This is a genomic window from Salmonella sp. SAL03688 (genome assembly GCF_046551895.1).
Lineage (GTDB): Bacteria > Pseudomonadota > Gammaproteobacteria > Enterobacterales > Enterobacteriaceae > Salmonella > Salmonella enterica.
The window spans coordinates 79,316-102,607 of the sequence record NZ_JBGDVI010000004.1; the positions used below are offsets into that span (position 1 = coordinate 79,316).

Here is a 23,292-nt window from a genome sequence, read left to right on the forward strand (position 1 = left end):
CGTTGGGGGAAATAGGGTATAGAGGGGGAGGTTTAGTCTTCGTCAAAGCCGGAATTGAACAGCGCGATAACCGCCGCCAGCGCTTCAACTTCTTGCGGGCCGGTGGCTTCAATTTCGATCTGACGCCCTTTGGCGGAGTCGAGCATTAACAGAGCGATGACGCTATTTGCTTCCGCTTCGGTGCCTTCGTCATTGCGTAATAGCACCTCGGCGTCAAAACCCTGCATCAGTTCGAAAAGCTTCATGGCAGGCCGGGCATGCATGCCCAGCTTATTGGTGACTTCAACAGTTTGCTTTACGGTCATGTTTTGCGTTTTTCCAGCGTGCGATGGCGAGACTGGACATTTTTACCGCGCGAGCGGAAGTAGTCTGCCAGCTGTTCTGCAATATACACCGAACGGTGTTTCCCGCCGGTACAACCGATAGCGACGGTAAGGTAGCTGCGGTTGTTGGTCTCCAGCATCGGTAACCATAGCTCAAGATAGCTGCGAGTCTGATAGATAAAATTGTGAACTTCTGTGTGTCGGTCAAGAAACGCGGCTACCGGCTTATCAAGCCCGGTCATGGGGCGCAGTTTTGGATCCCAGTGCGGGTTGGGCAGAAAGCGGACATCAAACACATAGTCCGCATCAATCGGGATACCATGTTTAAAGCCGAAGGACTCAAATACCATCGTCAGTTCACGCTCGCGTTTGCCCAACAGCCGGGTACGCAGCATCTCCGCCAGCTCATGGACGGACATTTCTGAAGTGTCGACGATCAGATCCGCACGTGAGCGTAACGGCTCCAGCAAGTCACTCTCTTTATCGATCGCACTCTCTAAAGAAAGATTTTTGCTGGAAAGCGGATGCAAACGGCGCGTGTCGCTGTAACGGCGAATCAAGGTATTGCGGTCGGCATCAAGAAACAGCAATTGCGGCGAGAAAGCGCCAGGCAGATTATTCATCGCCTGTTCAAAAATCTCAGGTGATTCAGGCATATTGCGCACATCAATGCTGACGGCGGCGGAAATCTGGCGATCGGCCAGCGTTCGCGCCAGATCGGGCAACAGCACGACGGGGAGGTTATCCACGCAGTAAAATCCCATATCTTCCAGCGCGCGCAGAGCGACAGATTTACCTGATCCGGAACGCCCGCTGACGATCATCAGTACCATGTACCGTTTCTCCTCACAACGACAGAAAGAAATGCCATTGAGTTGTTATGCCTCATTCTGCTCACCTTCGGTGTCAGTAATGATTTGATACAGCTCTTCATCATTCAGCGCCGCGCGCAGGCGGCGGCAGATCGTTTTATCCGCCAGACGTTTCGCCACCAGCGACAGCGTGTGCAGATGCGTTTTAGTTTGATCGGCGGGCACCAGCAGGGCGAAGAGGAGATCGACCGGCTGGTTATCGATGGCGTCGAACGCGATCGGCGTTTCGAGCTGAACGAACACGCCGACGGCGCGTAAGGTATCTTCTTCCAGTTTCCCGTGCGGGATGGCGATACCATTACCAATACCGGTACTGCCCATTTTTTCGCGTGTCAGAATGGCTTCAAACACGACCTGAGGAGGTAAACTGAGCTGTTTTGCCGCCAGTTCGCTGATGATTTCCAGCGCGCGTTTCTTACTCTGACAATGAACGCCGCTACGCGTACACTCCTGGTTAAGTACACTGCTCAGTTGTAGAGTCGTATCGTTATTTATCATAATTTCACCTAAGAACCTGTCCTGTCAGGTTGATGGCCAGGTTCGGAGCGCTAACTGTACAAATGGCCCGTTGTGTCACACAACAGGCCGTCCTGCACTGGCTAACTGCCCGGACAATTAGTGTTGTTTCAGTTTATCTTTATGCCTGGTTAACTGCCTTGCCAGTTTATCAATCAAGCCGTCAATGGCGGCATACATATCCTGGCCTTCCGCGCTGGCGTGAATTTCGCCGCCGTTAACGTGTAGCGTCGCATCCGAGATGTGCGTGACCTTCTCCACTTTCAACACCACGTATACCTGATTAATCCGCTCAAAATACTGTTCAAGTTTGGCGAATTTTGTCGTCACAAATTCACGCAGGGCTTCAGTAATTTCGACATTATGTCCGGTGATATTGAGCTGCATAGTGTCTTCCTTATCGGTTGGGTCAAACCAGCTGTTTGCGTTGGTTTGACGGCGGAATGGATAAAGACTCTCGGTACTTCGCAACAGTGCGGCGCGCCACCATGATACCCTGTTCTGACAGCAGAGAGGTTAACTTGCTGTCGCTCAGTGGTTTCGCGGGGTTTTCCGCCGCAATTAACTTCTTCACCAGCGCGCGAATCGCGGTGGAAGAGGCTTCGCCTCCGCCTTCGGTATTGACGTGGCTGGAAAAGAAATATTTGAGTTCAAAAATACCGCGCGGGCTGTGCAAATACTTCTGCGTGGTCACGCGGGATATGGTGGATTCGTGCATCTCGACGGCCTGGGCGATATCCGCCAGTACCATCGGTTTCATATATTCTTCGCCCTGTTCAAAAAAGGCTTGCTGTTGCTCGACGATGCAGCGACTGACGCGCAGCAGCGTGTCGTTACGGCTTTCAAGGCTTTTTATCAGCCATTTCGCATCCTGTAAATTACTGCGGATGAACTGGCTGTCGGCATCGTTGCGCGCGCTATTGCACATGGCGGCATAGTGCTGGTTAATCTGTAAACGGGGAATACTGTCGCTATTAAGCTCCACCGTCCAGCGACCGTTATGCTTGCGTACCAGCACATCCGGGATAACGTACTCCGGCTCGCCGGTCTGGATCGATTGACCGGGTCTGGGATCGAGTGACTGAATCAGGTTTACCGCCTCTTTCAGCACCTCTTCTTTTAGTCGGGTAACGCGCATCAACGTGCGGAAATCGTGGTTGGCCAGCAGATCAAGGTGATCGCAGATAATAAGCCGCGCCTCTTCCAGCCACGGCGTGGATTTGTCGAATTGTGAAAGCTGGATCAGCAGACAGTCGCGAAGATCTTTTGCCGCGACGCCTACCGGATCAAAACGCTGAATACGCTTCAGGACGGCTTCGACCTCATCGAGATCCACCTCTACATCGCCCATGCTTTCGCGAATTTCGTCCAGGGATACGGTGAGATAGCCGGTATCATCTACCGCGTCGACAATGGATGTCGCAATAGCGCGATCGGTGTCCGAGAAGGGCGTTAGCTCAACCTGCCACATCAGATAATCCTGCAACGACTGCGTCGTTTCGCCCTGATAGACGGGCAGCTCATCGTCGATATAATCGCCGCTGGGGCCGGACGGCGTCCCGGCGGTGTAAATTTCATCCCAACTGGCGTCAAGCGGCAGCTCTTCCGGCATCTCTTTTTGTTCGAGCGCGTCGGCGGTATCGAGAGGATCGTTATCCTGAGGTTGCTGAGTGTCGATTTCGTCATGAAGATCGGTTTGCTCAAGCAGCGGGTTATTTTCCAGCGCTTGCTGGAGTTCCTGCTGAAGTTCCAGCGTAGACAACTGCAACAGACGGATGGCCTGTTGTAGCTGAGGCGTCATCGCCAGTTGTTGGCTAAGCCTGAGTTGCAAACCTTGCTTCATATTCAGAGTCGTTTTCTCCCGCTAGAGCAGCATAGCCCTCTACCCTATCAGAGTCTGAAGTCTTCCCCAAGATATACACGCTTAACGTGTTCGTCTTGCAGGATTTCTGTCGGCGTACCGTGGGCAATAAGGTGGCCCTGGCTCACGATATAGGCACGTTCACAGACTGCCAGCGTCTCACGGACGTTATGGTCGGTGATCAGCACGCCGAGCCCGCTATCGCGCAGATGCTCGATAATGCGTTTGATGTCGATAACGGAAATCGGGTCGACGCCGGCAAAGGGTTCATCCAGCAGGATAAATTTGGGATTAGCGGCCAACGCGCGGGCTATTTCGACACGACGGCGTTCACCACCGGACAGCGCCTGTCCCATGCTGTCGCGCAGATGCTCGATATGAAACTCTTCCATCAGCTCGTTGGCGCGGTCTTCTCGCTGTTCTGCGGTCAAATCGTCACGAATTTGCAGTACCGCCATCAGGTTATCAAATACGCTGAGACGGCGGAAAATAGAGGCTTCCTGCGGCAAATAGCCGATACCGCGGCGCGCGCGCGCGTGCAGCGGCAGCAGACTGATATCTTCATCATCGATGATGATATTGCCCGCGTCACGCGGCACGATACCGACGACCATATAAAAGGTGGTGGTTTTACCCGCGCCGTTTGGACCGAGCAGCCCGACAATCTCCCCGGAGTTAACGGTCAGACTGACATCTTCCACTACGCGACGGCCTTTATAGGCCTTCGCCAGATTCTTTGCAGTTAATGTTGCCATAACGAATTAGTTACTCTTCTTTTGCGCCGGAGTCTGGCCTTTGTTTTTGTCTTGCAACTGCGACGGCACCAGAACGGTGGTGACGCGTTTGCCTTTCTCGCTGAAGGCCTGCATTTTCTGCTCTTTCACCAGGTAGGTGATTTTGTCGCCGGTAATGTTGCTGTCAAGCTGCTCCAGATAAGCGTTGCCGGTCAGCACCACAAAATCTTTCGCCAGCTCGTAATGCATATGGGAAGCGTGGCCTTTCACCGGCTTACCGTTGTCCTGCATCTGGTAGAAGGTGGCCGGATTGCCGTAACCGTCGATCACCTCTTTCCCCTGTTCGCCGCCAGGGCGGGTAACCACGACTTTATCGGCGTTGATCTTAATCGTGCCCTGGGTCATTACCACGTTGCCCGTAAAGGTCACGACGTTGCCTTGCATATCCAGCGACTGTTGATCCGAGTCAATATGAATAGGCTGTTCGGTATCGCCCGTGACGGCGAAGGCCGGAATGCTGGCGGCCAGCAGCGAGCCGGCAAGCATAAGATTAAGGCTGAGTTTGTTTGTTTTGAATTTCATAAGAGGTTCTAACCTTTTCAATCAGCTCGGCGTTCTTGCTGCGTAAGTTACCGCGCATTTTCAGTCCGCTGGAGTTAAATGTTGTGCCGTATAACGTCACCAGATCGTTCGAGGTAACATCCTGCGTCACCAGATTAATCTGCGCGTTATCGGTGGTAATTCTGCGTAATTGAGCGTCAGGCACCAGGGCGTTGACTTCAACATGGCCATACAGATAGAGCATCCGATCGTTAGTCAATTTGGCTTTATCGGCCTTGATCGACCATGTCGGCACTTTATCCTTATCAAAGGTGGTTAATACCGGTTGCGTAAACCATGAGACCGCCTGATCGGAAAAATATTCAACGTGCTGCGCGATCAGACGATAGCTCAACGCGCCTTCCGGACTGTACACGACGGTATCCGTATGCTCGCTTTTATACGTGGGATCGTTGCTGTTGACCATCACGGCAGCAGGATCGTCTTTATCCGCCAGATTGATACCAATCAGTACCAGAATGGCCAGCGACAGTAGAATGATAACCCAACGTCTGGTTTTACTCATATCGATTGCCCTTTGGCCTCATCCAGCTTGCCCTGCGCCAGCAGCAGCAAATCGCACACCTCACGTACCGCGCCGCGCCCGCCGGCAATGTGCGTCACATAGTCAGCGCGGGGGATCAGCAGCGGATGCGCATCCGCAACGGCAACGCTTAACCCCACTTTTTCCATCACTGGCCAGTCAATCAGATCATCGCCGACATAGGCAACATTTTCCGGCGCAATGGCCAGTTTTTCCAGCAGATCGCTAAAGGCGATCAGCTTATTCGACTGTCCCTGATAAAGATGGACAATCCCCAGCGTGGCGCAGCGATCTTCTACAAGTTTAGCCTTTCGTCCGGTAATAATGGCAACCTCGATATTGGAGGTCAAAGCACAGCGAATACCATAGCCGTCACGAACGTTGAAAGCCTTCAGCTCTTCGCCGTTATTGCCCATATAAATCAGGCCGTCAGACAATACGCCATCCACGTCCAGGATGAGCAGGCGGATATTCTCCGCTTTGGTCATGACATGGGTGCTGACGGGGCCATAACAGGTCGCAAGCGACGCACCTGCTTTACTCATCGTTAATTATCCTTGAGTTTCTACACGACGCCTGCACGCAGGAGATCATGCATATGTAACACACCGAGTAACTGGTCGCCATCAGCAACCAGTACGGAGGTGATATGGCGGGACTGCATTAAATTCAGCGCATCGACAGCGAGAATACCGGGACGCACGCGAATGCCCCCTGGCGTCATCACCTCGGCGATCCCCAACTGGCGCATATCGCCGCCCATATCGAACACGCGACGTAAATCGCCGTCGGTGAAGATACCGTCGATCTTCATGGATTCATCGCAAATGACGGTCATACCGAGATTTTTACGCGTAATTTCTAACAGCGCATCACGCAGGGTGGCATGTTTATTAACATGCGGGATCTCATCGCCAGTATGCATAATATCGCTTACGCGCAGCAGTAGCTTACGTCCCAGCGCGCCGCCAGGATGCGACAGAGCGAAATCCTCGGCGGTAAAGCCGCGCGCTTTTAACAATGCCACGGCGAGCGCGTCGCCCATCACCAGCGTTGCGGTGGTACTACTGGTAGGCGCCAGGCCTAACGGACACGCTTCTTTGGGCACTTTAACACACAGATGCACATCTGCCGCACGCGCCATGCTGCTTTCCGGTCGCCCGGTAATGCAAATTAACGGTACGTGCAGCCGTTTAAGCACCGGTATTAGCGCCGCGATCTCGCTGGATTCGCCGGAGTTGGAGATAGCGATAACCACATCCTGCGGCGTAACCATCCCCAAATCGCCGTGCGCGGCTTCGCCTGGATGTACAAAAAAGGAAGAGGTGCCGGTACTGGCGAACGTGGCGGCCATTTTCCGTCCGATATGGCCGGATTTTCCCATCCCCATGACCACCACTTTTCCGGTACAGTTGAACATTTTTTCACAGGCCAGCGTGAAATGCTGGTTGATATATTGATCAAGCTCCGCCAGGCCTTCACGTTCAATTTCCAGGACCTCTTTGCCTGCCTGCTGAAAGTCAAACCCCGGTTGCAACGCTAAATGCGACATAATCCGTTTCCAGTTATCCAACAAGAAGTGGCGATAGCCAATAGAGCATCGCCAGCCATACGATAAACCCGCCGGTCAGCAGTATACCTGCGCCCCGACCAATCTGACGCGGATGCCGCCAGCAAAGTAAAGCGAAAACCACGCTAACCAGCAACATCACGCTATAATCACGCCCAAATGCCAGCGGGTTGATCTCCCCCGGCGCGATCAGCGCAGGCAGTCCCAGCACGATGGCGAGATTAAAAATATTGGCGCCAATGAGATTACCAACGGCAATATCATTTTCGCCTTTTCGCACGCCGGCAATCGCCGTCGCCAGCTCTGGCAGACTGGTGCCGACGGCGATGACTGTCAGACCGAGCGTTAATTCACTCATGGCGAAATAGTTCGCCAGCACCGTAGCGTTATCGATTACCATGCGCGTCGCCATCGGCATGATGACCAGCGCAATGCCCAGCCATAAGAACGCGACGGGGAGCCCTCCTTCGCGCGGTAGCTCCGCCAGTTGTTCGCGGGTGAGGCTGTCATTCCCCTGGCGTTCGGCCAGACGCGCGATTTTAACAATGAATAACAGCCATAGCACAGCCAGAAGCAGGAGAAAGATACCATCACTGCGACTTAACTGTCCGTCATGCAGTACGGAACCGGCTATCACGCTAACAAATAACATTAATGGCAATTCGCGACGTAGAACATCGGAATGCACGGTAAATGGACGAACCAGCGCCGCCAGCCCTAAGATCAGCAAAATATTGGTGATGTTAGAACCGAGCGCCGCACCGACGGCCAAATCGAGCTGACCGTGTAGCGATGCGGCGGCCGACACAATAATTTCCGGCAGCGAGGTGCCGATACTCACGACCGTCATCCCGATGATCAGCGGGGGAATACCGAATGTACGGCATAAAATAGAGGCCGCAAACACCAGACGATCGGCGCCGTAGGCCACCAGAAGCAAACCAATTATGAGTAGCGCCATCGCTAAAAGCATCTAAAGTCCTTTCTTCAGGTATACTCGCCGGTCCCCTGGAAGGGATATCTGGAAGCCGTAACGAAGTCCTAATTTTGACTTTATGCGGCTAAAAAGTAAAACGAATGCCAGCTTTCGCTAACCCTGTCAGTTAATATTCTGTAATTATGTCGAACCCATGGTTAAATTCAGCGCCATGGTTACCTCAACAAGGCAATACGAAGGATGAATCAATGGGTCAGTCTGCGGCCAATTTAGTCGATATGCGCGACGTCAGCTTTTCCCGTGGCGAACGCTGCATTTTCGATAATATTTCCCTGACGGTGCCGCGCGGGAAGATCACGGCGATCATGGGGCCGTCGGGCATCGGTAAAACCACGCTGTTGCGCCTGATTGGCGGACAGATCCCGCCGGATAAGGGCGAGATCTTATTTGATGGCGAGAATGTGCCGGCCATGTCCCGTTCGCGGCTCTACACCGTCCGTAAACGTATGAGTATGCTGTTTCAGTCGGGAGCGCTGTTTACCGACATGAACGTGTTTGACAATGTGGCCTATCCGCTACGGGAGCACACCAATTTACCCGCGCCGCTGCTAAAAAGCGTCGTGATGATGAAACTGGAAGCTGTCGGGCTGCGCGGCGCGGCAAAACTGATGCCTTCCGAGCTCTCCGGTGGGATGGCGCGCCGCGCCGCGTTGGCGCGCGCCATCGCTCTGGAACCGGATCTCATCATGTTCGATGAGCCGTTTGTCGGCCAGGACCCGATTACCATGGGCGTTCTGGTGAAGCTGATTTCAGAATTGAACAGCGCGCTGGGCGTGACCTGCGTGGTGGTCTCGCATGATGTGCCAGAGGTGCTCAGTATTGCGGATCACGCCTGGATCATGGCGGACAAAAAAATCGTCGCTCACGGTAGCGCTCAGGCGTTGCAGGAGAATACGGACCCGCGCGTGCGTCAGTTCCTTGACGGCATTGCCGACGGGCCGGTTCCGTTCCGCTATCCGGCGGGCGACTATCACCTTGATTTACTCGAAACAGGGAGTTAAGCCACTCATGCTGTTAAATGCGCTGGCAGCACTCGGACACAGCGGGATCAAAACCGTCAGGACGTTCGGGCGCGCCGGGTTAATGTTATTCAATGCGATTATTGGTAAGCCGGAGTTTCGCAAACATGCGCCGCTGCTGGTGCGCCAGCTTTATAATGTGGGCGTCTTGTCGATGCTTATCATTATTGTCTCCGGCGTATTCATCGGTATGGTGCTGGGGCTGCAAGGCTATCTGGTTCTGACCACTTACAGCGCGGAGACCAGTCTTGGCATGTTAGTGGCGCTTTCGCTGCTGCGCGAGCTGGGGCCGGTGGTCGCGGCGTTGCTGTTTGCCGGGCGGGCCGGGTCGGCGTTGACGGCGGAAATCGGCCTGATGCGGGCGACGGAGCAGCTCTCCAGTATGGAGATGATGGCGGTCGATCCATTGCGCCGGGTGATTTCGCCGCGCTTTTGGGCGGGCGTGATTTCGTTGCCGCTACTGACCATTATCTTTGTGGCGGTCGGTATCTGGGGCGGCTCGCTGGTCGGCGTAAGCTGGAAAGGAATCGACGCTGGGTTCTTCTGGTCCGCGATGCAGAATGCCGTCGACTGGCGTATGGACCTGGTGAACTGTCTGATAAAGAGCGTGGTGTTCGCCATTACGGTAACATGGATTGCGTTATTCAACGGTTATGACGCAATACCGACTTCTGCCGGGATTAGCCGGGCAACGACGCGTACCGTGGTTCACGCATCGTTGGCCGTTCTGGGGCTGGATTTTGTGCTGACCGCACTGATGTTTGGGAATTGAGTTCATGCAAACGAAAAAAAATGAAATTTGGGTAGGCGTTTTTTTGCTGGTAGCGTTGCTGGCGGCGCTGTTTGTTTGCCTGAAGGCGGCAAATGTGACCTCTATGCGCACGGAGCCGACCTATAAGGTTTATGCGACCTTCGATAACATCGGCGGTCTGAAAGTGCGTTCCCCGGTACGCATCGGCGGGGTGGTTGTCGGGCGGGTTGAAGATATCTCGCTTGATCCGAAAACATACCTGCCGCGCGTAACGCTCGACATCGAAGAGCGTTATAACCATATTCCCGATACCAGCTCGTTGAGTATTCGTACTTCCGGGCTGCTGGGGGAGCAATATCTGGCATTAAACGTCGGTTTTGAAGATCCTGAGCTGGGAACGTCTATCCTCAAAGATGGGAGTACGATTCAGGACACCAAGTCTGCAATGGTGCTGGAAGATATGATTGGCCAGTTCCTTTATAACAGCAAAGGCGACGACAATAAGAATTCTGGCGATGCGCCAGCCGCAACGGAAGGCCATACTGAAGCCACAACGCCCGCGGGCGAAACGAAATAATCTCAGGAGAATTGAGGCATGTTTAAACGACTGATGATGGTGGCCCTGCTGGTCATTGCGCCATTAAGCGCAGCAACGGCAGCGGATCAGAGCAATCCTTATAAACTGATGAACGAGGCGGCGCAGAAAACTTTTGATCGCCTGAAAAACGAACAGCCGAAAATTCGTGCCAATCCGGATTACCTGCGAGACGTTGTTGATCAGGAACTTCTGCCGTACGTGCAGGTAAAATATGCCGGCGCGCTGGTGTTGGGCCGCTACTACAAAGAGGCGACCCCGGCGCAGCGTGAAGCCTATTTTGCAGCGTTTCGCGAATACCTGAAACAGGCATACGGTCAGGCGCTGGCGATGTACCACGGTCAGACTTACCAGATAGCGCCTGAGCAACCGCTGGGCGATGCGACCATTGTGCCTATCCGTGTAACGATTATCGATCCCAACGGTCGTCCGCCGGTACGCCTGGATTTCCAGTGGCGCAAAAACACTCAGACCGGCAACTGGCAGGCGTATGACATGATTGCGGAAGGCGTCAGCATGATCACCACCAAGCAAAATGAGTGGAGCGATCTGCTGCGTACTAAAGGCATCGACGGCCTGACCGCACAACTGAAATCTATCTCTCAACAGAAAATTACTTTGGACGAGAAACAGTAATGACGCCGCAACTCACCTGGACGCGTGAGGCGGACACTCTGGTGCTGGCGGGAGAGCTGGATCAGGACGTGTTGGCGCCGCTATGGGACGCGCGCGTAGAAGCGATGACTGGCGTTACCCGTATCGACCTGAGCCAGATCTCCAGGGTGGATACGGGGGGACTGGCGCTGCTGGCGCACCTTGTGAACCAGGCAAAAAAGCAGGGCAATGCCGTGTCGCTGTCTGGCGTTAACGACAAGGTTTACGCGCTGGCGCAATTATATAACTTGCCCGAAGACGTACTTCCCCGTATGTAATGAATGCCGGATGGTTTATCCGGCCTACACTTCGCATGATCCCCGTAGGCCGGATAAGTTGCGTTAGCAGCACCATCCGGCACTTTTACCGCGCTGATTTATCAGCGTAATCTTTTGCTTATTTAAGACGGCGCGACTTTGCTCTAAGATGTTGGGCTGTTTTCACTATTTGACGAATAAAGAACCCATGGAAAATCATGAAATTCAGAGTGTGCTGATGAATGCCCTCTCCCTCCAGGAAGTCCACGTCTCCGGCGATGGCAGTCACTTTCAGGTTATTGCCGTGGGCGAGATGTTTGACGGCATGAGCCGGGTCAAGAAACAGCAAACGGTCTATGGGCCGCTAATGGAGTACATTGCGGACAACCGTATCCATGCCGTATCGATCAAAGCGTATACCCCGGCGGAATGGGCGCGCGATCGTAAACTTAACGGATTTTAAGCTACGGGTAACCTGCCGGTAGCGGAGATGAATGCTTAACTGAGAATACAATAATGGATAAATTTCGTGTACAGGGGCCAACGACGCTCCAGGGCGAAGTCACAATTTCCGGCGCCAAAAACGCCGCGCTGCCGATCCTGTTCGCCGCTCTGCTGGCAGAAGAACCGGTAGAGATCCAAAACGTTCCAAAACTGAAAGACGTGGATACGTCGATGAAGCTCCTGAGCCAATTAGGCGCGAAAGTGGAACGCAATGGATCGGTACACATTGACGCCAGCCAGGTGAACGTGTTCTGCGCGCCTTATGATCTGGTTAAGACCATGCGCGCCTCGATATGGGCGCTGGGGCCGCTGGTTGCCCGTTTTGGTCAGGGACAAGTCTCTCTGCCGGGGGGCTGTACTATCGGCGCGCGTCCGGTTGATCTGCATATTACCGGTCTGGAACAACTGGGTGCGACCATCAAGCTGGAAGAGGGCTACGTAAAGGCCTCCGTCGAAGGACGTCTTAAAGGGGCGCATATCGTGATGGATAAGGTCAGCGTCGGCGCGACCGTCACCATTATGTGCGCCGCTACGCTGGCGGAAGGGACGACCATCATTGAAAACGCCGCGCGCGAGCCGGAAATTGTCGACACCGCTAACTTCCTGGTTACGCTGGGGGCGAAGATCGCCGGGCAGGGCACCGATCGTATTACGATCGAGGGCGTAGAGCGTCTGGGCGGCGGCGTTTATCGTGTGCTGCCGGATCGTATCGAAACGGGGACTTTCCTGGTGGCGGCAGCGATCTCTCGCGGCAAAATCCTCTGCCGTAACGCGCAACCGGACACTCTGGACGCGGTACTGGCGAAACTGCGCGATGCTGGCGCGGATATCGAAGTGGGCGAGGACTGGATTAGTCTGGACATGCACGGCAAACGGCCGAAGGCGGTCAATGTCCGTACCGCGCCGCACCCGGCATTCCCGACCGATATGCAGGCGCAGTTCACGTTGCTGAACCTGGTGGCGGAAGGGACGGGCTTTATCACTGAAACCGTCTTTGAAAACCGTTTTATGCACGTGCCTGAACTCAGCCGCATGGGCGCGCGTGCGGAAATTGAAAGCAATACCGTCATATGCCATGGTGTAGAAACGCTCTCTGGCGCCCAGGTCATGGCGACAGATCTGCGGGCATCTGCGAGCCTGGTGCTGGCGGGCTGTATTGCGGAAGGCACGACGATTGTGGATCGCATTTATCACATCGATCGCGGTTATGAGCGCATCGAAGACAAACTGCGCGCGCTAGGCGCGAATATTGAACGCGTGAAAGGCGAATAACCTTCTGTACGCTGAATAACCCCCGCGAACGCGATGCGGGGGTTGTTTTACAGGCACTTACTCTACATTCTGTTTGTTTTTATTACGCGCTCTCATAAGCCGCGTTCTGTCGATAAACTCATGCGTGCGCGGATCGTGATAACGCGATGGCCAAATAACCCAGGGTTCCGTTCCCAATGCTTTCGCGATAATCAACTCTCCTTTCGGCCACGGGCGCGTTAATGCATTGGCCAGCGTGGATGAACTCAATCCATTCCGGCGTGACTCAGCGGCCATTGAAGTCCCTTTTTTACGTAGTCCGGCAATGATATCGGCCGGATGCCAGTCAATAAGCTTGCTTTCCATACATCCATCACTCCTTAGGTTAATCACTTACGGTTTTAACAACCCGACGACGTTCGATACTATAACGCTTCGTGAAGGAATGTTCTAAAAAGTTCATGTAAGTGGCGGCAATATTCAGAATATGCCAGGGGAAATCCTGGATGAGTATGTGAAAAACAGGCGATAGGGTATCTGGAGTTTATTAGAACTTAATGGGATATCCCGCGCAGTACGCGGGATAAGAGAACGGCATTAACGATCGCGCTGTACCGCGATGTGTGCGAGACCGATTAGCGCCTCACGCCATGGAGTATCCGGCAATATCTGCAACGCGGATATCGCTTTGTCGGCTTCTTCTTCCGCGCGCTGACGCGTCCATTCCAGCGAGCCGCAGGTGGTCATCGCTTCCAGAACCGGTTCCAGAAGATGACGGCCATTACCTTGTTCAATAGCGGTACGGATCATCGCTGACTGTTCTGGCGTACCGTGGCGCATGGCGTGAAGCAACGGTAAGGTAGGTTTGCCCTCATTGAGGTCATCACCCACATTTTTACCGAGATGCTCGCCGTCGGCACTGTAATCCAGCAGATCGTCAATGAGCTGGAAAGCCGTACCAAGGTAGCGGCCATAGTCCTGCAACCCTTTCTCTTGCTCAGGCGTACAACCGGCGAGAATACCGGAGCACTGGGCGGCAGCTTCGAACAGACGGGCCGTTTTACTGTAAATCACCCGCATGTAATTTTCTTCGGTAATGTCCGGGTCATTCACGTTCATCAATTGCAGCACTTCGCCTTCTGCAATCACGTTGACCGCTTCCGACATCACTTCCAGCACTTTTAACGAGCCGAGGCTGGTCATCATCTGGAAGGCGCGGGTATAGATAAAGTCGCCGACCAACACGCTGGCGGCATTACCGAAAGCGGCATTTGCCGTCGCTTTGCCGCGACGCATATCGGATTCATCCACCACATCATCATGTAGCAGCGTCGCCGTGTGGATAAACTCGATCAGAGCGGCGATAGTCACGTGCGCGTTACCCTGATAACCCACCGCGCGCGCGGCAAGAACGGCAATCATCGGACGAATGCGTTTTCCGCCGCCGCTAATAATGTAATATCCTAGCTGATTAATCAGTTGAACGTCGGAATTAAGCTGTTCAAGGATTGTCGCATTGACACCCGCCATATCTTGCGCGGTTAACTCGTTGATTTTTTCTAAATTCATCGCAAAAGCCGGGCTTATCGCCCCGATTATCCCATGTCTGAATGAGGTAACGTAGGGTTTATGGTTAGAAATATACCCTGATTGTACTGAAAAAACGCCGCAGATAAACGTTACCGTATGCGTTGTGTTTTTTTTCTTCATGTATTGATGGTAGCACTTGTCAAAGCCGTGCAATTTGCGTAATATTCGCGCCCTATTGTGAATATTTATAGCGCGCTCTGAATCATTGAAAGGTGTGCGCGGAAGCGGAGTTTTTTATGTACGCGGTTTTCCAAAGTGGTGGTAAACAACACCGAGTAAGCGAAGGTCAGACCGTTCGCCTGGAAAAGCTGGACATCGCAACTGGCGAAACTATCGAGTTCGCTGAAGTTCTGATGATCGCAAACGGTGAAGAAGTCAAAATCGGCGTTCCTTTCGTTGATGGCGGCGTAATCAAAGCTGAAGTTGTTGCCCACGGTCGTGGCGAGAAAGTTAAAATCGTTAAGTTTCGTCGCCGTAAACACTACCGTAAGCAGCAGGGCCATCGTCAGTGGTTCACTGATGTGAAAATTACCGGCATCAGCGCTTAAGATTAGGGGAGCAGATTAAATGGCACATAAAAAGGCTGGCGGCTCGACTCGTAACGGTCGCGATTCTGAAGCTAAACGTCTGGGCGTAAAACGCTTTGGCGGTGAAGCAGTTCTGGCAGGCAGCATCATCGTTCGTCAACGTGGTACTAAATTCCACGCTGGCACCAACGTTGGTTGCGGTCGTGACCACACTCTGTTTGCTAAAGCAGACGGTAAAGTGAAATTCGAAGTTAAAGGCCCGAAAAACCGTAAATACATCAGCATCGTTGCTGAGTAAGTTTTTTGTGGTCCGGTAACGGATGAAAGCCCCGCACCTGTTGCGGGGCTTTTTACATTCGATGGCCGACTAAAATATACCCGTGTGGCTGTGCGAATGCCGTTAACGGGTCTTTGCAGGGAACACGGCATGAAGCAGCAGGCAGGCATTGGCATTCTTTTAGCGCTCACTACCGCGATGTGCTGGGGAGCGTTGCCAATAGCAATGAAGCAAGTGCTGGAGGTGATGGAGCCTTCAACCATTGTCTTCTACCGCTTCTTAATGGCCAGTATTGGCCTCGGGGCGATACTGGCAGTAAAAAGAAAGCTGCCGCCGCTGCGTATTTTTCGTAAGCCGCGCTGGTTGGTGTTATTGGCGATAGCGACCTGCGGACTGTTCGGTAATTTCATTTTGTTCAGTTCTTCCCTGCAATATTTAAGCCCAACCGCGTCGCAGGTTATCGGCCAGCTCTCGCCGGTTGGCATGATGGTCGCCAGCGTCTTTATTCTGAAAGAAAAGATGCGCGGTACGCAGGTGATTGGCGCGCTGATGTTATTGAGCGGGCTGGTGATGTTTTTTAACACCAGTCTGATCGAGATTTTTACCCGACTGACCGACTACACCTGGGGCGTTATTTTTGGCGTAGGTGCGGCGATGGTGTGGGTGAGCTATGGCGTGGCGCAAAAAGTATTATTGCGACGTCTGGCCTCGCAGCAGATCCTGTTTTTACTGTACACTTTATGTACGATAGCGCTCTTGCCGCTGGCAAAACCGATGGTGATAGCGCAACTGAGCGACTGGCAGCTCGCCTGTTTGATTTTCTGCGGGCTAAATACGCTGGTAGGATATGGCGCCCTGGCGGAAGCGATGGCGCGTTGGCAGGCGGCGCAGGTGAGCGCGATAATCACGCTTACACCGCTATTTACCCTGCTGTTTTCAGATCTTTTATCTATGGCCTGGCCCGATTTCTTCGCCAGACCGATGTTAAACCTTTTAGGTTATCTCGGTGCGTTTGTCGTGGTTGCGGGCGCGATGTATTCCGCCATTGGTCATCGTATTTGGGGCGGTTTACGCAAGCATGAAACGGTGGTTTCGCAACCCCGCTCAGGCGAATGATTTACGGAGAATAAAATGAAGTTTGTTGATGAAGCATCGATTCTGGTCGTTGCAGGCGATGGCGGTAATGGCTGTGTGAGCTTCCGCCGCGAAAAATATATCCCGAAAGGCGGCCCGGACGGCGGTGATGGCGGCGACGGCGGCGACGTCTGGATGGAAGCCGATGAAAACCTGAATACGCTGATCGATTACCGCTTTGAAAAATCGTTCCGCGCTGAACGTGGTCAGAATGGCGCGAGCCGCGACTGTACCGGTAAACGCGGTAAAGACGTGACCATCAAAGTGCCGGTCGGTACGCGCGTTATCGACCAGGGAACCGGTGAAACGATGGGCGACATGACCAAACACGGTCAGCGTCTGTTGGTCGCGAAGGGCGGCTGGCATGGGTTAGGCAATACCCGTTTTAAATCCTCGGTTAACCGTACGCCGCGCCAGAAAACCAATGGTACGCCGGGCGATAAGCGCGACCTGCTGCTGGAACTGATGCTGCTGGCGGATGTCGGGATGCTGGGGATGCCAAACGCCGGTAAATCAACGTTCATTCGCGCGGTATCGGCAGCAAAACCGAAAGTCGCGGACTATCCGTTTACCACGCTGGTGCCGAGCCTGGGCGTGGTACGTATGGACAGCGAAAAGAGTTTTGTGGTGGCCGACATTCCGGGGTTGATCGAAGGCGCGGCGGAAGGCGCGGGCCTGGGGATTCGCTTCCTGAAGCACCTCGAACGTTGCCGCGTACTGCTGCACCTCATTGATATCGATCCGATCGACGGTTCCGATCCGGTGGAAAACGCCCGTATCATTATTGGCGAACTGGAAAAATACAGCCAGGATCTGGCGGCTAAACCGCGCTGGTTAGTGTTCAACAAGATCGATCTGATGGATAAAACCGAAGCGGAAGAGAAAGCGAAAGCGATCGCCGAAGCGTTGGGCTGGGAAGGGAAATACTATCTGATTTCCGCTGCCAGTCAGCTGGGGGTGAAAGATCTCTGCTGGGATGTGATGACCTTTATCATCGAGAATCCGATCGCGCAGGCTGAAGAAGCAAAACAGCCGGAAAAAGTCGAGTTCATGTGGGACGATTATCATCGCCAGCAGTTGGCTGAAGTGGAAGAAGACGCAGACGATGACTGGGATGACGACTGGGATGAAGACGACGAAGAAGGCGTCGAGTTCATCTACAAACGTTAATCTCGTAGCCGGATGGCGCTAACGCTTATCCGGCCTACAAAAGCCAACGGGCCGCATTTGCGGCCCGTTTTATTATGTTCGTTGTAGGCCGGATAAGACGCGTTAGCGCCGCCATCCGGCAATAATGCACTCAGTTATTCTGATAAATATCCTTATACAACCGACTCTCGAAGCGTACCAGCGGGATTCGGCGATTACGCTGATCGGCAGGTGGAACCGCGTAGCCGGACAAATACTGTACAAATGCCATCCGTTGCCCGCTTGCGGTGGTAATAAAGCCCGCCAGATTATACACGCCCTGCAGTGATCCGGTTTTCGCCGAAACCTTACCGTCTACGCCCGCCTGATGCAGCCCGGCGCGGTATTGTAATGAACCATCATAGCCCGCCAGCGGCAGCATAGAGATAAAGTTCAGCTCGTTATCGTGTTGGGCGATATATTGCAGCACCTGCATCATCGTGGCGGGAGCGATCAGGTTATGGCGGGAAAGACCGGAACCGTCGGCAATAATGGTATTGCCGATATCAATTCCCGCCTGTTGGCGCAGGATCTGGCGAACGGCATCCGATCCCGCCCGCCAGGTGCCAGGCACGTTAAACCTGACATGACCAATCATCCGAAAAACAGTATCGGCGATCATGTTGTCTGACTTTTTCAGCATAATCTTAAGCAGATCGTGCAGTGGCGCCGACTGTTTACTGGCGACGATCGTTCCGGGCTCGTTAACCTGCGTCTGGCGCAGCAGCGTGCCGCGGTAAGTTATCCCGGCCTCTTTCAGTTCCTGCTTGAGGATCGCGCCCGCGTAGCTGGCGCCGTCCTGAATAGCAAAGGCCAGCGGCAGCGGGTCGGCGCGCTGTGGTAAACAGCCGGTAAGCGTATAACGGTTCAAATCGCCAGGCACAACATCCAGCTCGCAATACTGCGCGTCTGCCGAACCGCGCGGCAGAGTCCGTACCTGGCTGAACATCGTTACCGGATAATAAGAGGCCACGCGAATAAAGGCTAAATCGTTTGGTTTTTGCGCGCTATAAAGCGACACAGAAAAACAGTTGCGGTCAACAATGGCGGCGGCGGGAGGCGCGCTGAAACACTGCGTCAGGTCGTTCCACGGCCAGCCTGGCGCTTTATCGTGGCTGGCGAAAATCGACGTGTCGATAAGCACATTGCCGTCGATTTGCGTGACGCCGGACTTTTTCAGCGTCGCGACCATATTGCGAATATCCTGACGTCTTAGCGTTGGATCGCCACCGAAGCGCGCAATTACGTCACCTTTCAGGATGCCGTTATCGACGTTGCCTTTAGTCTCCAGCGTGGTCGTAAAACGGAAATCCGGGCCGAGTTGAATCAGCGCCGCCAGCGCGGTAATCACCTTTTGGGTACTGGCGGGAAGCGCCATCTGCTGACTATGATAATCAATAGCCGGCGCGGGCGCGCCAATCTTTTGCACCATCAGCGCGAGGTTGGCGCCGGCCGGAAGCTGTTTGATGTATTCGTCAATATTCGCGGCCTGAACGCTGAACGCTATACTGGTGGTCAATCCGATGATAAATCTGGAAAATCGCATAATCTCGCGCTAACACCCTGGAAACAAGCCGTCATACTACGGCGCAACGCCCTAAAAAGTAAACGATGACCCATAGGGAACTCCAGGGTAAAATGGTTATCAAAGAGGAAATTGTAGCTGACCTGGGACTGCGCGCCCGGGTTGGTGTTTTTTTGCTTCTGACCCTGGTATGGCATATGCCGGGGCTGGCTTAGCAGCCGGGGTAGAGTTCATTGCCCCCTACAGGAATGTTCAAGAGGTATAACAAATGCAAGCTATTCCGATGACCTTACGCGGAGCCGAAAAACTGCGCGAAGAGCTGGATTTTCTGAAATCTGTGCGCCGTCCTGAAATCATCGCCGCTATCGCCGAAGCGCGCGAACATGGCGATTTAAAAGAAAACGCGGAGTATCATGCTGCACGCGAACAGCAGGGTTTCTGCGAAGGGCGCATTAAAGATATCGAAGCAAAACTGTCGAATGCGCAGGTGATTGATGTCACTAAAATGCCGAACAATGGTCGCGTGATTTTCGGCGCTACCGTCACGGTGCTGAACCTGGACACCGACGAAGAGCAGACCTACCGCATTGTTGGCGATGATGAGGCGGATTTTAAGCAAAATCTCATTTCGGTAAACTCGCCAATCGCTCGCGGTCTGATCGGCAAAGAGCAGGATGACGTCGTGGTGATCAAAACGCCTGGCGGCGATGTGGAATACGAAGTGCTTAAAGTGGAATACCTTTAAGCAGTACTCAATACGCAAATTGTTGGTGTATTGTAAAGAAAGGAAAAAGGCCGCATAGCGGCCTTTTATCAACGGAGAGAGCGTGGCATTTTGCTCTCCTGCTCGTGGAAAACCCCTCGTTTTACACAGATTTTGTGTTCGACTTTAGGATATCCTTAACGCGGCAGCGAGATTTTACGCTCTTTAGTTGGGCGATACAGCACCAGCGTTTTACCGATGACCTGTACGTTACAGGCGCCGGTTTCGCGCACGATAGCGTCCACGATCAAGGTTTTTGTTTCGCGATCTTCCGAGGCGATTTTCACCTTGATAAGTTCATGGTGCTCTAACGCTTGTTCAATCTCGGCCAGTACCCCTTCGGTCAAACCATTATTGCCAAGCATAACAACAGGCTTGAGCGGATGTGCCAGACCTTTTAGGTGCTGTTTTTGTTTAGTACTCAGATTCATCGTATATTTTTGCTTACGTTGGGATTGAAAACGGGTCATTCTACCGCCATCTCCCTTATATCGCCAAATAGGCGTGTAGAAATTTACGCCATTGGCTACGATGAACTGCCCCGACGGGAAAGTTAAATGACAGGTAAAAAGCGTTCTGCCAGCTCAAGCCGCTGGCTTCAGGAACACTTTAGCGATAAATATGTTCAACAGGCGCAGAAAAAGGGGCTACGCTCCCGTGCCTGGTTTAAACTTGATGAAATACAGCAAAGTGACAAACTTTTTAAGCCGGGAATGACGGTAGTCGATCTCGGCGCTGCGCCAGGAGGCTGGTCACAGTATGTGGTCACGCAGATTGGCGGCAAAGGCCGCATCATCGCTTGTGATCTTTTACCTATGGATCCTATCGTTGGTGTGGACTTTCTTCAGGGCGATTTTCGTGATGAACTTGTCATGAAAGCGTTACTGGAACGCGTGGGTGACAGTAAAGTACAAGTTGTCATGTCGGATATGGCACCAAACATGAGCGGAACACCGGCGGTGGATATCCCCCGCGCCATGTATCTGGTGGAGCTGGCGTTAGAGATGTGCCGCGATGTGCTGGCGCCAGGCGGAAGTTTTGTAGTGAAGGTGTTCCAGGGCGAAGGTTTCGATGAGTATCTAAGGGAAATTCGCTCCCTGTTTACGAAGGTTAAAGTTCGTAAGCCGGACTCTTCGCGTGCGCGTTCGCGTGAAGTGTACATTGTAGCGACCGGGCGAAAGTGATAACCGGCAGATTTCAGACGTAAGGTTTGAAAGAAACTGGATATAGAGTATCCTGACGCTGTTTTTAACACAGTTGTAATAAGAGGTTAATCCCTTGAGTGACATGGCGAAAAACCTAATACTCTGGCTGGTCATTGCCGTTGTGCTGATGTCAGTATTCCAGAGCTTTGGGCCCAGCGAGTCTAATGGCCGTAAGGTGGATTACTCTACCTTCCTGCAAGAGGTCAATCAGGACCAGGTTCGCGAAGCGCGTATCAACGGACGTGAGATCAACGTTACCAAGAAAGATAGTAACCGTTACACGACTTACATTCCGATTAATGATCCGAAGCTGCTTGATAACCTGCTGACTAAAAACGTCAAGGTTGTTGGCGAACCACCTGAAGAGCCAAGCCTGCTGGCTTCTATCTTCATTTCCTGGTTCCCGATGCTGTTGCTGATCGGCGTCTGGATCTTCTTCATGCGTCAGATGCAGGGCGGCGGTGGCAAAGGCGCCATGTCGTTCGGTAAGAGCAAGGCGCGTATGCTGACGGAAGATCAGATCAAAACCACGTTTGCTGACGTCGCAGGTTGTGACGAAGCGAAAGAAGAAGTGGCGGAACTGGTTGAATACCTGCGTGAACCGAGCCGTTTCCAGAAGCTGGGCGGTAAAATTCCGAAAGGCGTCCTGATGGTCGGCCCGCCGGGTACCGGTAAAACCCTGCTGGCAAAAGCCATTGCGGGTGAAGCGAAGGTGCCATTCTTTACGATTTCCGGTTCTGACTTTGTGGAAATGTTCGTCGGTGTCGGCGCGTCTCGTGTGCGTGACATGTTCGAACAAGCCAAGAAAGCGGCACCGTGCATCATCTTCATCGATGAAATCGACGCCGTCGGTCGCCAGCGTGGCGCTGGTCTGGGCGGCGGTCACGATGAACGTGAGCAGACGTTGAACCAGATGCTGGTTGAGATGGACGGCTTCGAAGGTAACGAAGGTATCATCGTTATCGCCGCAACTAACCGTCCGGACGTTCTGGACCCGGCGCTGCTGCGTCCAGGCCGTTTTGACCGTCAGGTGGTGGTCGGTCTGCCGGACGTTCGCGGTCGTGAGCAGATTTTGAAGGTGCATATGCGTCGCGTACCGTTAGCGACGGATATTGATGCGGCGATCATTGCGCGCGGTACGCCGGGCTTCTCCGGTGCGGACCTGGCGAACCTGGTCAACGAAGCGGCGCTGTTTGCCGCACGCGGCAACAAACGCGTAGTGTCGATGGTTGAGTTCGAGAAAGCGAAAGACAAAATCATGATGGGCGCCGAACGTCGCTCCATGGTGATGACGGAAGCGCAGAAAGAGTCGACCGCGTACCACGAAGCGGGCCACGCGATTATCGGTCGCCTGGTGCCGGAACACGATCCGGTGCACAAAGTGACGATTATCCCGCGCGGTCGTGCGCTGGGCGTGACCTTCTTCCTGCCTGAAGGCGACGCGATCAGCGCCAGCCGTCAGAAGCTGGAAAGCCAAATCAGCACGCTGTACGGCGGACGTCTGGCGGAGGAGATTATCTACGGCGTTGAGCATGTTTCTACCGGCGCGTCGAACGACATTAAAGTCGCGACTAACCTGGCGCGTAACATGGTCACCCAGTGGGGCTTCTCGGAGAAACTTGGTCCGTTGCTGTACGCGGAAGAAGAGGGCGAAGTGTTCCTCGGCCGTAGCGTCGCAAAAGCGAAACATATGTCTGATGAAACTGCGCGTATCATCGACCAGGAAGTGAAAGCGCTGATTGAACGTAACTACAATCGCGCTCGTCAGATCCTGACTGACAATATGGATATTCTGCACGCGATGAAAGATGCGCTGATGAAATATGAAACCATCGATGCGCCGCAGATTGATGACCTGATGGCGCGTCGTGAAGTGCGTCCGCCTGCGGGCTGGGAAGATCCAAACGGCACCAATAACTCTGACAGCAATGGTACGCCTCAGGCGCCGCGTCCGGTTGATGAACCACGCACGCCGAACCCGGGCAACACGATGTCAGAGCAGCTGGGCGACAAATAAGCATTTGTTGTACAACAT

Annotated in this window: 29 protein-coding genes; 14 read left to right on the forward strand and 15 right to left on the reverse strand. The window is 53.5% G+C overall.

Annotation, left to right across the window (positions count from 1 at the left end; all coding sequences use genetic code 11):
• Nucleotides 1–32 precede the first annotated feature (32 nt).
• The 11 genes from npr to ACLJR2_RS05395 form a co-directional block, all read right to left on the reverse strand.
• Entirely contained in the window at nucleotides 33–305 is a 273-nt protein-coding gene (npr, locus tag ACLJR2_RS05345) for a PTS phosphocarrier protein NPr (protein WP_000216797.1), read from the reverse strand.
• Nucleotides 302–1,156, reverse strand: coding sequence for an RNase adapter RapZ (gene rapZ, locus ACLJR2_RS05350; protein WP_000243749.1), 855 nt, complete (start codon nucleotides 1,154–1,156; stop codon nucleotides 302–304). The genes npr and rapZ overlap by 4 nt, the downstream gene beginning before the upstream one ends.
• Nucleotides 1,157–1,201: 45 nt before the next feature.
• Nucleotides 1,202–1,693, reverse strand: a complete 492-nt coding sequence (gene ptsN / locus ACLJR2_RS05355; RefSeq protein ID WP_000609332.1) for a PTS IIA-like nitrogen regulatory protein PtsN — start codon at nucleotides 1,691–1,693, stop codon at nucleotides 1,202–1,204.
• A 117-nt stretch (nucleotides 1,694–1,810) separates the two neighbouring features.
• Nucleotides 1,811–2,098, reverse strand: a complete 288-nt coding sequence (hpf, locus tag ACLJR2_RS05360; protein WP_001176589.1) for a ribosome hibernation promoting factor — start codon at nucleotides 2,096–2,098, stop codon at nucleotides 1,811–1,813.
• A 22-nt stretch (nucleotides 2,099–2,120) separates the two neighbouring features.
• Nucleotides 2,121–3,554, reverse strand: a complete 1,434-nt coding sequence (gene rpoN, locus ACLJR2_RS05365; protein WP_000809020.1) for an RNA polymerase factor sigma-54 — start codon at nucleotides 3,552–3,554, stop codon at nucleotides 2,121–2,123.
• A 47-nt stretch (nucleotides 3,555–3,601) separates the two neighbouring features.
• Nucleotides 3,602–4,327 carry an LPS export ABC transporter ATP-binding protein gene (gene lptB / locus ACLJR2_RS05370; protein ID WP_000224104.1) on the reverse strand — a complete coding sequence of 242 codons (726 nt, stop codon included), beginning with the start codon at nucleotides 4,325–4,327 and terminating at the stop codon, nucleotides 3,602–3,604.
• A gap of 6 nt (nucleotides 4,328–4,333) precedes the next feature.
• Complete coding sequence (gene lptA, locus ACLJR2_RS05375) at nucleotides 4,334–4,888, reverse strand: lipopolysaccharide ABC transporter substrate-binding protein LptA (RefSeq protein WP_000669770.1); 555 nt, start codon at nucleotides 4,886–4,888, stop codon at nucleotides 4,334–4,336.
• A complete protein-coding gene (gene lptC / locus ACLJR2_RS05380; RefSeq protein WP_000047845.1) occupies nucleotides 4,857–5,432 on the reverse strand; it encodes an LPS export ABC transporter periplasmic protein LptC in 576 nt (191 codons plus the stop codon). Before lptC ends, lptA begins: the two co-directional genes overlap by 32 nt.
• Nucleotides 5,429–5,995, reverse strand: coding sequence for a 3-deoxy-manno-octulosonate-8-phosphatase KdsC (gene kdsC, locus ACLJR2_RS05385; RefSeq protein ID WP_000030029.1), 567 nt, complete (start codon nucleotides 5,993–5,995; stop codon nucleotides 5,429–5,431). The genes lptC and kdsC overlap by 4 nt, the downstream gene beginning before the upstream one ends.
• A gap of 20 nt (nucleotides 5,996–6,015) precedes the next feature.
• On the reverse strand, nucleotides 6,016–7,002 hold the full coding sequence (kdsD, locus tag ACLJR2_RS05390; RefSeq protein ID WP_000018617.1) for an arabinose-5-phosphate isomerase KdsD: 987 nt from the start codon (nucleotides 7,000–7,002) through the stop codon (nucleotides 6,016–6,018).
• 13 nt (nucleotides 7,003–7,015) lie between these two features.
• Nucleotides 7,016–7,993, reverse strand: a complete 978-nt coding sequence (locus ACLJR2_RS05395; protein ID WP_000922731.1) for a calcium/sodium antiporter — start codon at nucleotides 7,991–7,993, stop codon at nucleotides 7,016–7,018.
• A gap of 212 nt (nucleotides 7,994–8,205) precedes the next feature.
• Here ACLJR2_RS05395 and mlaF point away from each other — a divergent pair, with 212 nt between their 5' ends.
• The 7 genes from mlaF (at nucleotide 8,206) to murA (ending at nucleotide 13,069) form a co-directional block, all read left to right on the forward strand.
• On the forward strand, nucleotides 8,206–9,018 hold the full coding sequence (mlaF, locus tag ACLJR2_RS05400; protein WP_000531566.1) for a phospholipid ABC transporter ATP-binding protein MlaF: 813 nt from the start codon (nucleotides 8,206–8,208) through the stop codon (nucleotides 9,016–9,018).
• Nucleotides 9,019–9,025: 7 nt separating this feature from the next.
• A complete protein-coding gene (mlaE, locus tag ACLJR2_RS05405) occupies nucleotides 9,026–9,808 on the forward strand; it encodes a lipid asymmetry maintenance ABC transporter permease subunit MlaE (RefSeq protein ID WP_000925786.1) in 783 nt (260 codons plus the stop codon).
• A gap of 4 nt (nucleotides 9,809–9,812) precedes the next feature.
• A complete protein-coding gene (gene mlaD, locus ACLJR2_RS05410) occupies nucleotides 9,813–10,364 on the forward strand; it encodes an outer membrane lipid asymmetry maintenance protein MlaD (protein ID WP_001193591.1) in 552 nt (183 codons plus the stop codon).
• Nucleotides 10,365–10,382: 18 nt separating this feature from the next.
• A complete protein-coding gene (gene mlaC / locus ACLJR2_RS05415; RefSeq protein WP_000476475.1) occupies nucleotides 10,383–11,018 on the forward strand; it encodes a phospholipid-binding protein MlaC in 636 nt (211 codons plus the stop codon).
• A complete protein-coding gene (gene mlaB, locus ACLJR2_RS05420) occupies nucleotides 11,018–11,314 on the forward strand; it encodes a lipid asymmetry maintenance protein MlaB (protein WP_000188844.1) in 297 nt (98 codons plus the stop codon). The genes mlaC and mlaB overlap by 1 nt, the downstream gene beginning before the upstream one ends.
• Before the next feature lie 187 nt (nucleotides 11,315–11,501).
• Nucleotides 11,502–11,756 carry a BolA family iron metabolism protein IbaG gene (gene ibaG, locus ACLJR2_RS05425; RefSeq protein ID WP_001518349.1) on the forward strand — a complete coding sequence of 85 codons (255 nt, stop codon included), beginning with the start codon at nucleotides 11,502–11,504 and terminating at the stop codon, nucleotides 11,754–11,756.
• A gap of 53 nt (nucleotides 11,757–11,809) precedes the next feature.
• A complete protein-coding gene (gene murA, locus ACLJR2_RS05430; protein WP_000357288.1) occupies nucleotides 11,810–13,069 on the forward strand; it encodes a UDP-N-acetylglucosamine 1-carboxyvinyltransferase in 1,260 nt (419 codons plus the stop codon).
• A 57-nt stretch (nucleotides 13,070–13,126) separates the two neighbouring features.
• Here the strand turns inward: murA and sfsB are convergent, their stop codons facing one another.
• The gene (gene sfsB / locus ACLJR2_RS05435; RefSeq protein ID WP_000444168.1) at nucleotides 13,127–13,414 is read right to left on the reverse strand and encodes a DNA-binding transcriptional regulator SfsB; all 288 of its coding nucleotides are present in this window, start codon (nucleotides 13,412–13,414) and stop codon (nucleotides 13,127–13,129) included.
• Nucleotides 13,415–13,645: 231 nt separating this feature from the next.
• Complete coding sequence (gene ispB, locus ACLJR2_RS05440; protein ID WP_001047354.1) at nucleotides 13,646–14,617, reverse strand: octaprenyl diphosphate synthase; 972 nt, start codon at nucleotides 14,615–14,617, stop codon at nucleotides 13,646–13,648.
• A gap of 257 nt (nucleotides 14,618–14,874) precedes the next feature.
• On the opposite strand from ispB, the gene rplU reads away from it, so the two are divergent.
• The 4 genes from rplU (at nucleotide 14,875) to cgtA (ending at nucleotide 17,746) form a co-directional block, all read left to right on the forward strand.
• Nucleotides 14,875–15,186 carry a 50S ribosomal protein L21 gene (gene rplU, locus ACLJR2_RS05445; protein ID WP_000271396.1) on the forward strand — a complete coding sequence of 104 codons (312 nt, stop codon included), beginning with the start codon at nucleotides 14,875–14,877 and terminating at the stop codon, nucleotides 15,184–15,186.
• A gap of 19 nt (nucleotides 15,187–15,205) precedes the next feature.
• Complete coding sequence (gene rpmA, locus ACLJR2_RS05450; RefSeq protein ID WP_000940593.1) at nucleotides 15,206–15,463, forward strand: 50S ribosomal protein L27; 258 nt, start codon at nucleotides 15,206–15,208, stop codon at nucleotides 15,461–15,463.
• Nucleotides 15,464–15,592: 129 nt separating this feature from the next.
• Nucleotides 15,593–16,558: a DMT family transporter gene (locus tag ACLJR2_RS05455; RefSeq protein ID WP_000813052.1), complete on the forward strand. Its 966-nt coding sequence runs from the start codon at nucleotides 15,593–15,595 to the stop codon at nucleotides 16,556–16,558.
• A 15-nt stretch (nucleotides 16,559–16,573) separates the two neighbouring features.
• Entirely contained in the window at nucleotides 16,574–17,746 is a 1,173-nt protein-coding gene (cgtA, locus tag ACLJR2_RS05460; RefSeq protein WP_000673556.1) for an Obg family GTPase CgtA, read from the forward strand.
• 130 nt (nucleotides 17,747–17,876) lie between these two features.
• Here cgtA and dacB read toward each other — a convergent pair whose 3' ends face one another.
• Nucleotides 17,877–19,310 carry a serine-type D-Ala-D-Ala carboxypeptidase gene (gene dacB / locus ACLJR2_RS05465; protein ID WP_001212686.1) on the reverse strand — a complete coding sequence of 478 codons (1,434 nt, stop codon included), beginning with the start codon at nucleotides 19,308–19,310 and terminating at the stop codon, nucleotides 17,877–17,879.
• Between the two features lie 247 nt (nucleotides 19,311–19,557).
• On the opposite strand from dacB, the gene greA reads away from it, so the two are divergent.
• On the forward strand, nucleotides 19,558–20,034 hold the full coding sequence (gene greA / locus ACLJR2_RS05470) for a transcription elongation factor GreA (protein ID WP_001148008.1): 477 nt from the start codon (nucleotides 19,558–19,560) through the stop codon (nucleotides 20,032–20,034).
• Between the two features lie 155 nt (nucleotides 20,035–20,189).
• Here greA and yhbY read toward each other — a convergent pair whose 3' ends face one another.
• Entirely contained in the window at nucleotides 20,190–20,483 is a 294-nt protein-coding gene (gene yhbY / locus ACLJR2_RS05475; protein ID WP_001592995.1) for a ribosome assembly RNA-binding protein YhbY, read from the reverse strand.
• Nucleotides 20,484–20,609: 126 nt separating this feature from the next.
• Between yhbY and rlmE the strand changes: the two genes are divergently transcribed.
• Entirely contained in the window at nucleotides 20,610–21,236 is a 627-nt protein-coding gene (rlmE, locus tag ACLJR2_RS05480; protein WP_000145974.1) for a 23S rRNA (uridine(2552)-2'-O)-methyltransferase RlmE, read from the forward strand.
• Nucleotides 21,237–21,339: 103 nt separating this feature from the next.
• A complete protein-coding gene (gene ftsH, locus ACLJR2_RS05485; RefSeq protein WP_001107481.1) occupies nucleotides 21,340–23,274 on the forward strand; it encodes an ATP-dependent zinc metalloprotease FtsH in 1,935 nt (644 codons plus the stop codon).
• Nucleotides 23,275–23,292: the final 18 nt, after the last annotated feature.

What these genes read in the sequence shown, in the direction of transcription:
- npr (WP_000216797.1), bottom strand. Translation starts at nt 305, where the DNA reads ATGACCGTAAAGCAAACTGTTGAAGTCACCAATAAGCTGGGCATGCAT.
- rapZ (WP_000243749.1), bottom strand. Translation starts at nt 1,156, where the DNA reads ATGGTACTGATGATCGTCAGCGGGCGTTCCGGATCAGGTAAATCTGTC.
- ptsN (WP_000609332.1), bottom strand. Translation starts at nt 1,693, where the DNA reads ATGATAAATAACGATACGACTCTACAACTGAGCAGTGTACTTAACCAG.
- hpf (WP_001176589.1), bottom strand. Translation starts at nt 2,098, where the DNA reads ATGCAGCTCAATATCACCGGACATAATGTCGAAATTACTGAAGCCCTG.
- rpoN (WP_000809020.1), bottom strand. Translation starts at nt 3,554, where the DNA reads ATGAAGCAAGGTTTGCAACTCAGGCTTAGCCAACAACTGGCGATGACG.
- lptB (WP_000224104.1), bottom strand. Translation starts at nt 4,327, where the DNA reads ATGGCAACATTAACTGCAAAGAATCTGGCGAAGGCCTATAAAGGCCGT.
- lptA (WP_000669770.1), bottom strand. Translation starts at nt 4,888, where the DNA reads ATGAAATTCAAAACAAACAAACTCAGCCTTAATCTTATGCTTGCCGGC.
- lptC (WP_000047845.1), bottom strand. Translation starts at nt 5,432, where the DNA reads ATGAGTAAAACCAGACGTTGGGTTATCATTCTACTGTCGCTGGCCATT.
- kdsC (WP_000030029.1), bottom strand. Translation starts at nt 5,995, where the DNA reads ATGAGTAAAGCAGGTGCGTCGCTTGCGACCTGTTATGGCCCCGTCAGC.
- kdsD (WP_000018617.1), bottom strand. Translation starts at nt 7,002, where the DNA reads ATGTCGCATTTAGCGTTGCAACCGGGGTTTGACTTTCAGCAGGCAGGC.
- ACLJR2_RS05395 (WP_000922731.1), bottom strand. Translation starts at nt 7,993, where the DNA reads ATGCTTTTAGCGATGGCGCTACTCATAATTGGTTTGCTTCTGGTGGCC.
- mlaF (WP_000531566.1), top strand. Translation starts at nt 8,206, where the DNA reads ATGGGTCAGTCTGCGGCCAATTTAGTCGATATGCGCGACGTCAGCTTT.
- mlaE (WP_000925786.1), top strand. Translation starts at nt 9,026, where the DNA reads ATGCTGTTAAATGCGCTGGCAGCACTCGGACACAGCGGGATCAAAACC.
- mlaD (WP_001193591.1), top strand. Translation starts at nt 9,813, where the DNA reads ATGCAAACGAAAAAAAATGAAATTTGGGTAGGCGTTTTTTTGCTGGTA.
- mlaC (WP_000476475.1), top strand. Translation starts at nt 10,383, where the DNA reads ATGTTTAAACGACTGATGATGGTGGCCCTGCTGGTCATTGCGCCATTA.
- mlaB (WP_000188844.1), top strand. Translation starts at nt 11,018, where the DNA reads ATGACGCCGCAACTCACCTGGACGCGTGAGGCGGACACTCTGGTGCTG.
- ibaG (WP_001518349.1), top strand. Translation starts at nt 11,502, where the DNA reads ATGGAAAATCATGAAATTCAGAGTGTGCTGATGAATGCCCTCTCCCTC.
- murA (WP_000357288.1), top strand. Translation starts at nt 11,810, where the DNA reads ATGGATAAATTTCGTGTACAGGGGCCAACGACGCTCCAGGGCGAAGTC.
- sfsB (WP_000444168.1), bottom strand. Translation starts at nt 13,414, where the DNA reads ATGGAAAGCAAGCTTATTGACTGGCATCCGGCCGATATCATTGCCGGA.
- ispB (WP_001047354.1), bottom strand. Translation starts at nt 14,617, where the DNA reads ATGAATTTAGAAAAAATCAACGAGTTAACCGCGCAAGATATGGCGGGT.
- rplU (WP_000271396.1), top strand. Translation starts at nt 14,875, where the DNA reads ATGTACGCGGTTTTCCAAAGTGGTGGTAAACAACACCGAGTAAGCGAA.
- rpmA (WP_000940593.1), top strand. Translation starts at nt 15,206, where the DNA reads ATGGCACATAAAAAGGCTGGCGGCTCGACTCGTAACGGTCGCGATTCT.
- ACLJR2_RS05455 (WP_000813052.1), top strand. Translation starts at nt 15,593, where the DNA reads ATGAAGCAGCAGGCAGGCATTGGCATTCTTTTAGCGCTCACTACCGCG.
- cgtA (WP_000673556.1), top strand. Translation starts at nt 16,574, where the DNA reads ATGAAGTTTGTTGATGAAGCATCGATTCTGGTCGTTGCAGGCGATGGC.
- dacB (WP_001212686.1), bottom strand. Translation starts at nt 19,310, where the DNA reads ATGCGATTTTCCAGATTTATCATCGGATTGACCACCAGTATAGCGTTC.
- greA (WP_001148008.1), top strand. Translation starts at nt 19,558, where the DNA reads ATGCAAGCTATTCCGATGACCTTACGCGGAGCCGAAAAACTGCGCGAA.
- yhbY (WP_001592995.1), bottom strand. Translation starts at nt 20,483, where the DNA reads ATGAATCTGAGTACTAAACAAAAACAGCACCTAAAAGGTCTGGCACAT.
- rlmE (WP_000145974.1), top strand. Translation starts at nt 20,610, where the DNA reads ATGACAGGTAAAAAGCGTTCTGCCAGCTCAAGCCGCTGGCTTCAGGAA.
- ftsH (WP_001107481.1), top strand. Translation starts at nt 21,340, where the DNA reads ATGGCGAAAAACCTAATACTCTGGCTGGTCATTGCCGTTGTGCTGATG.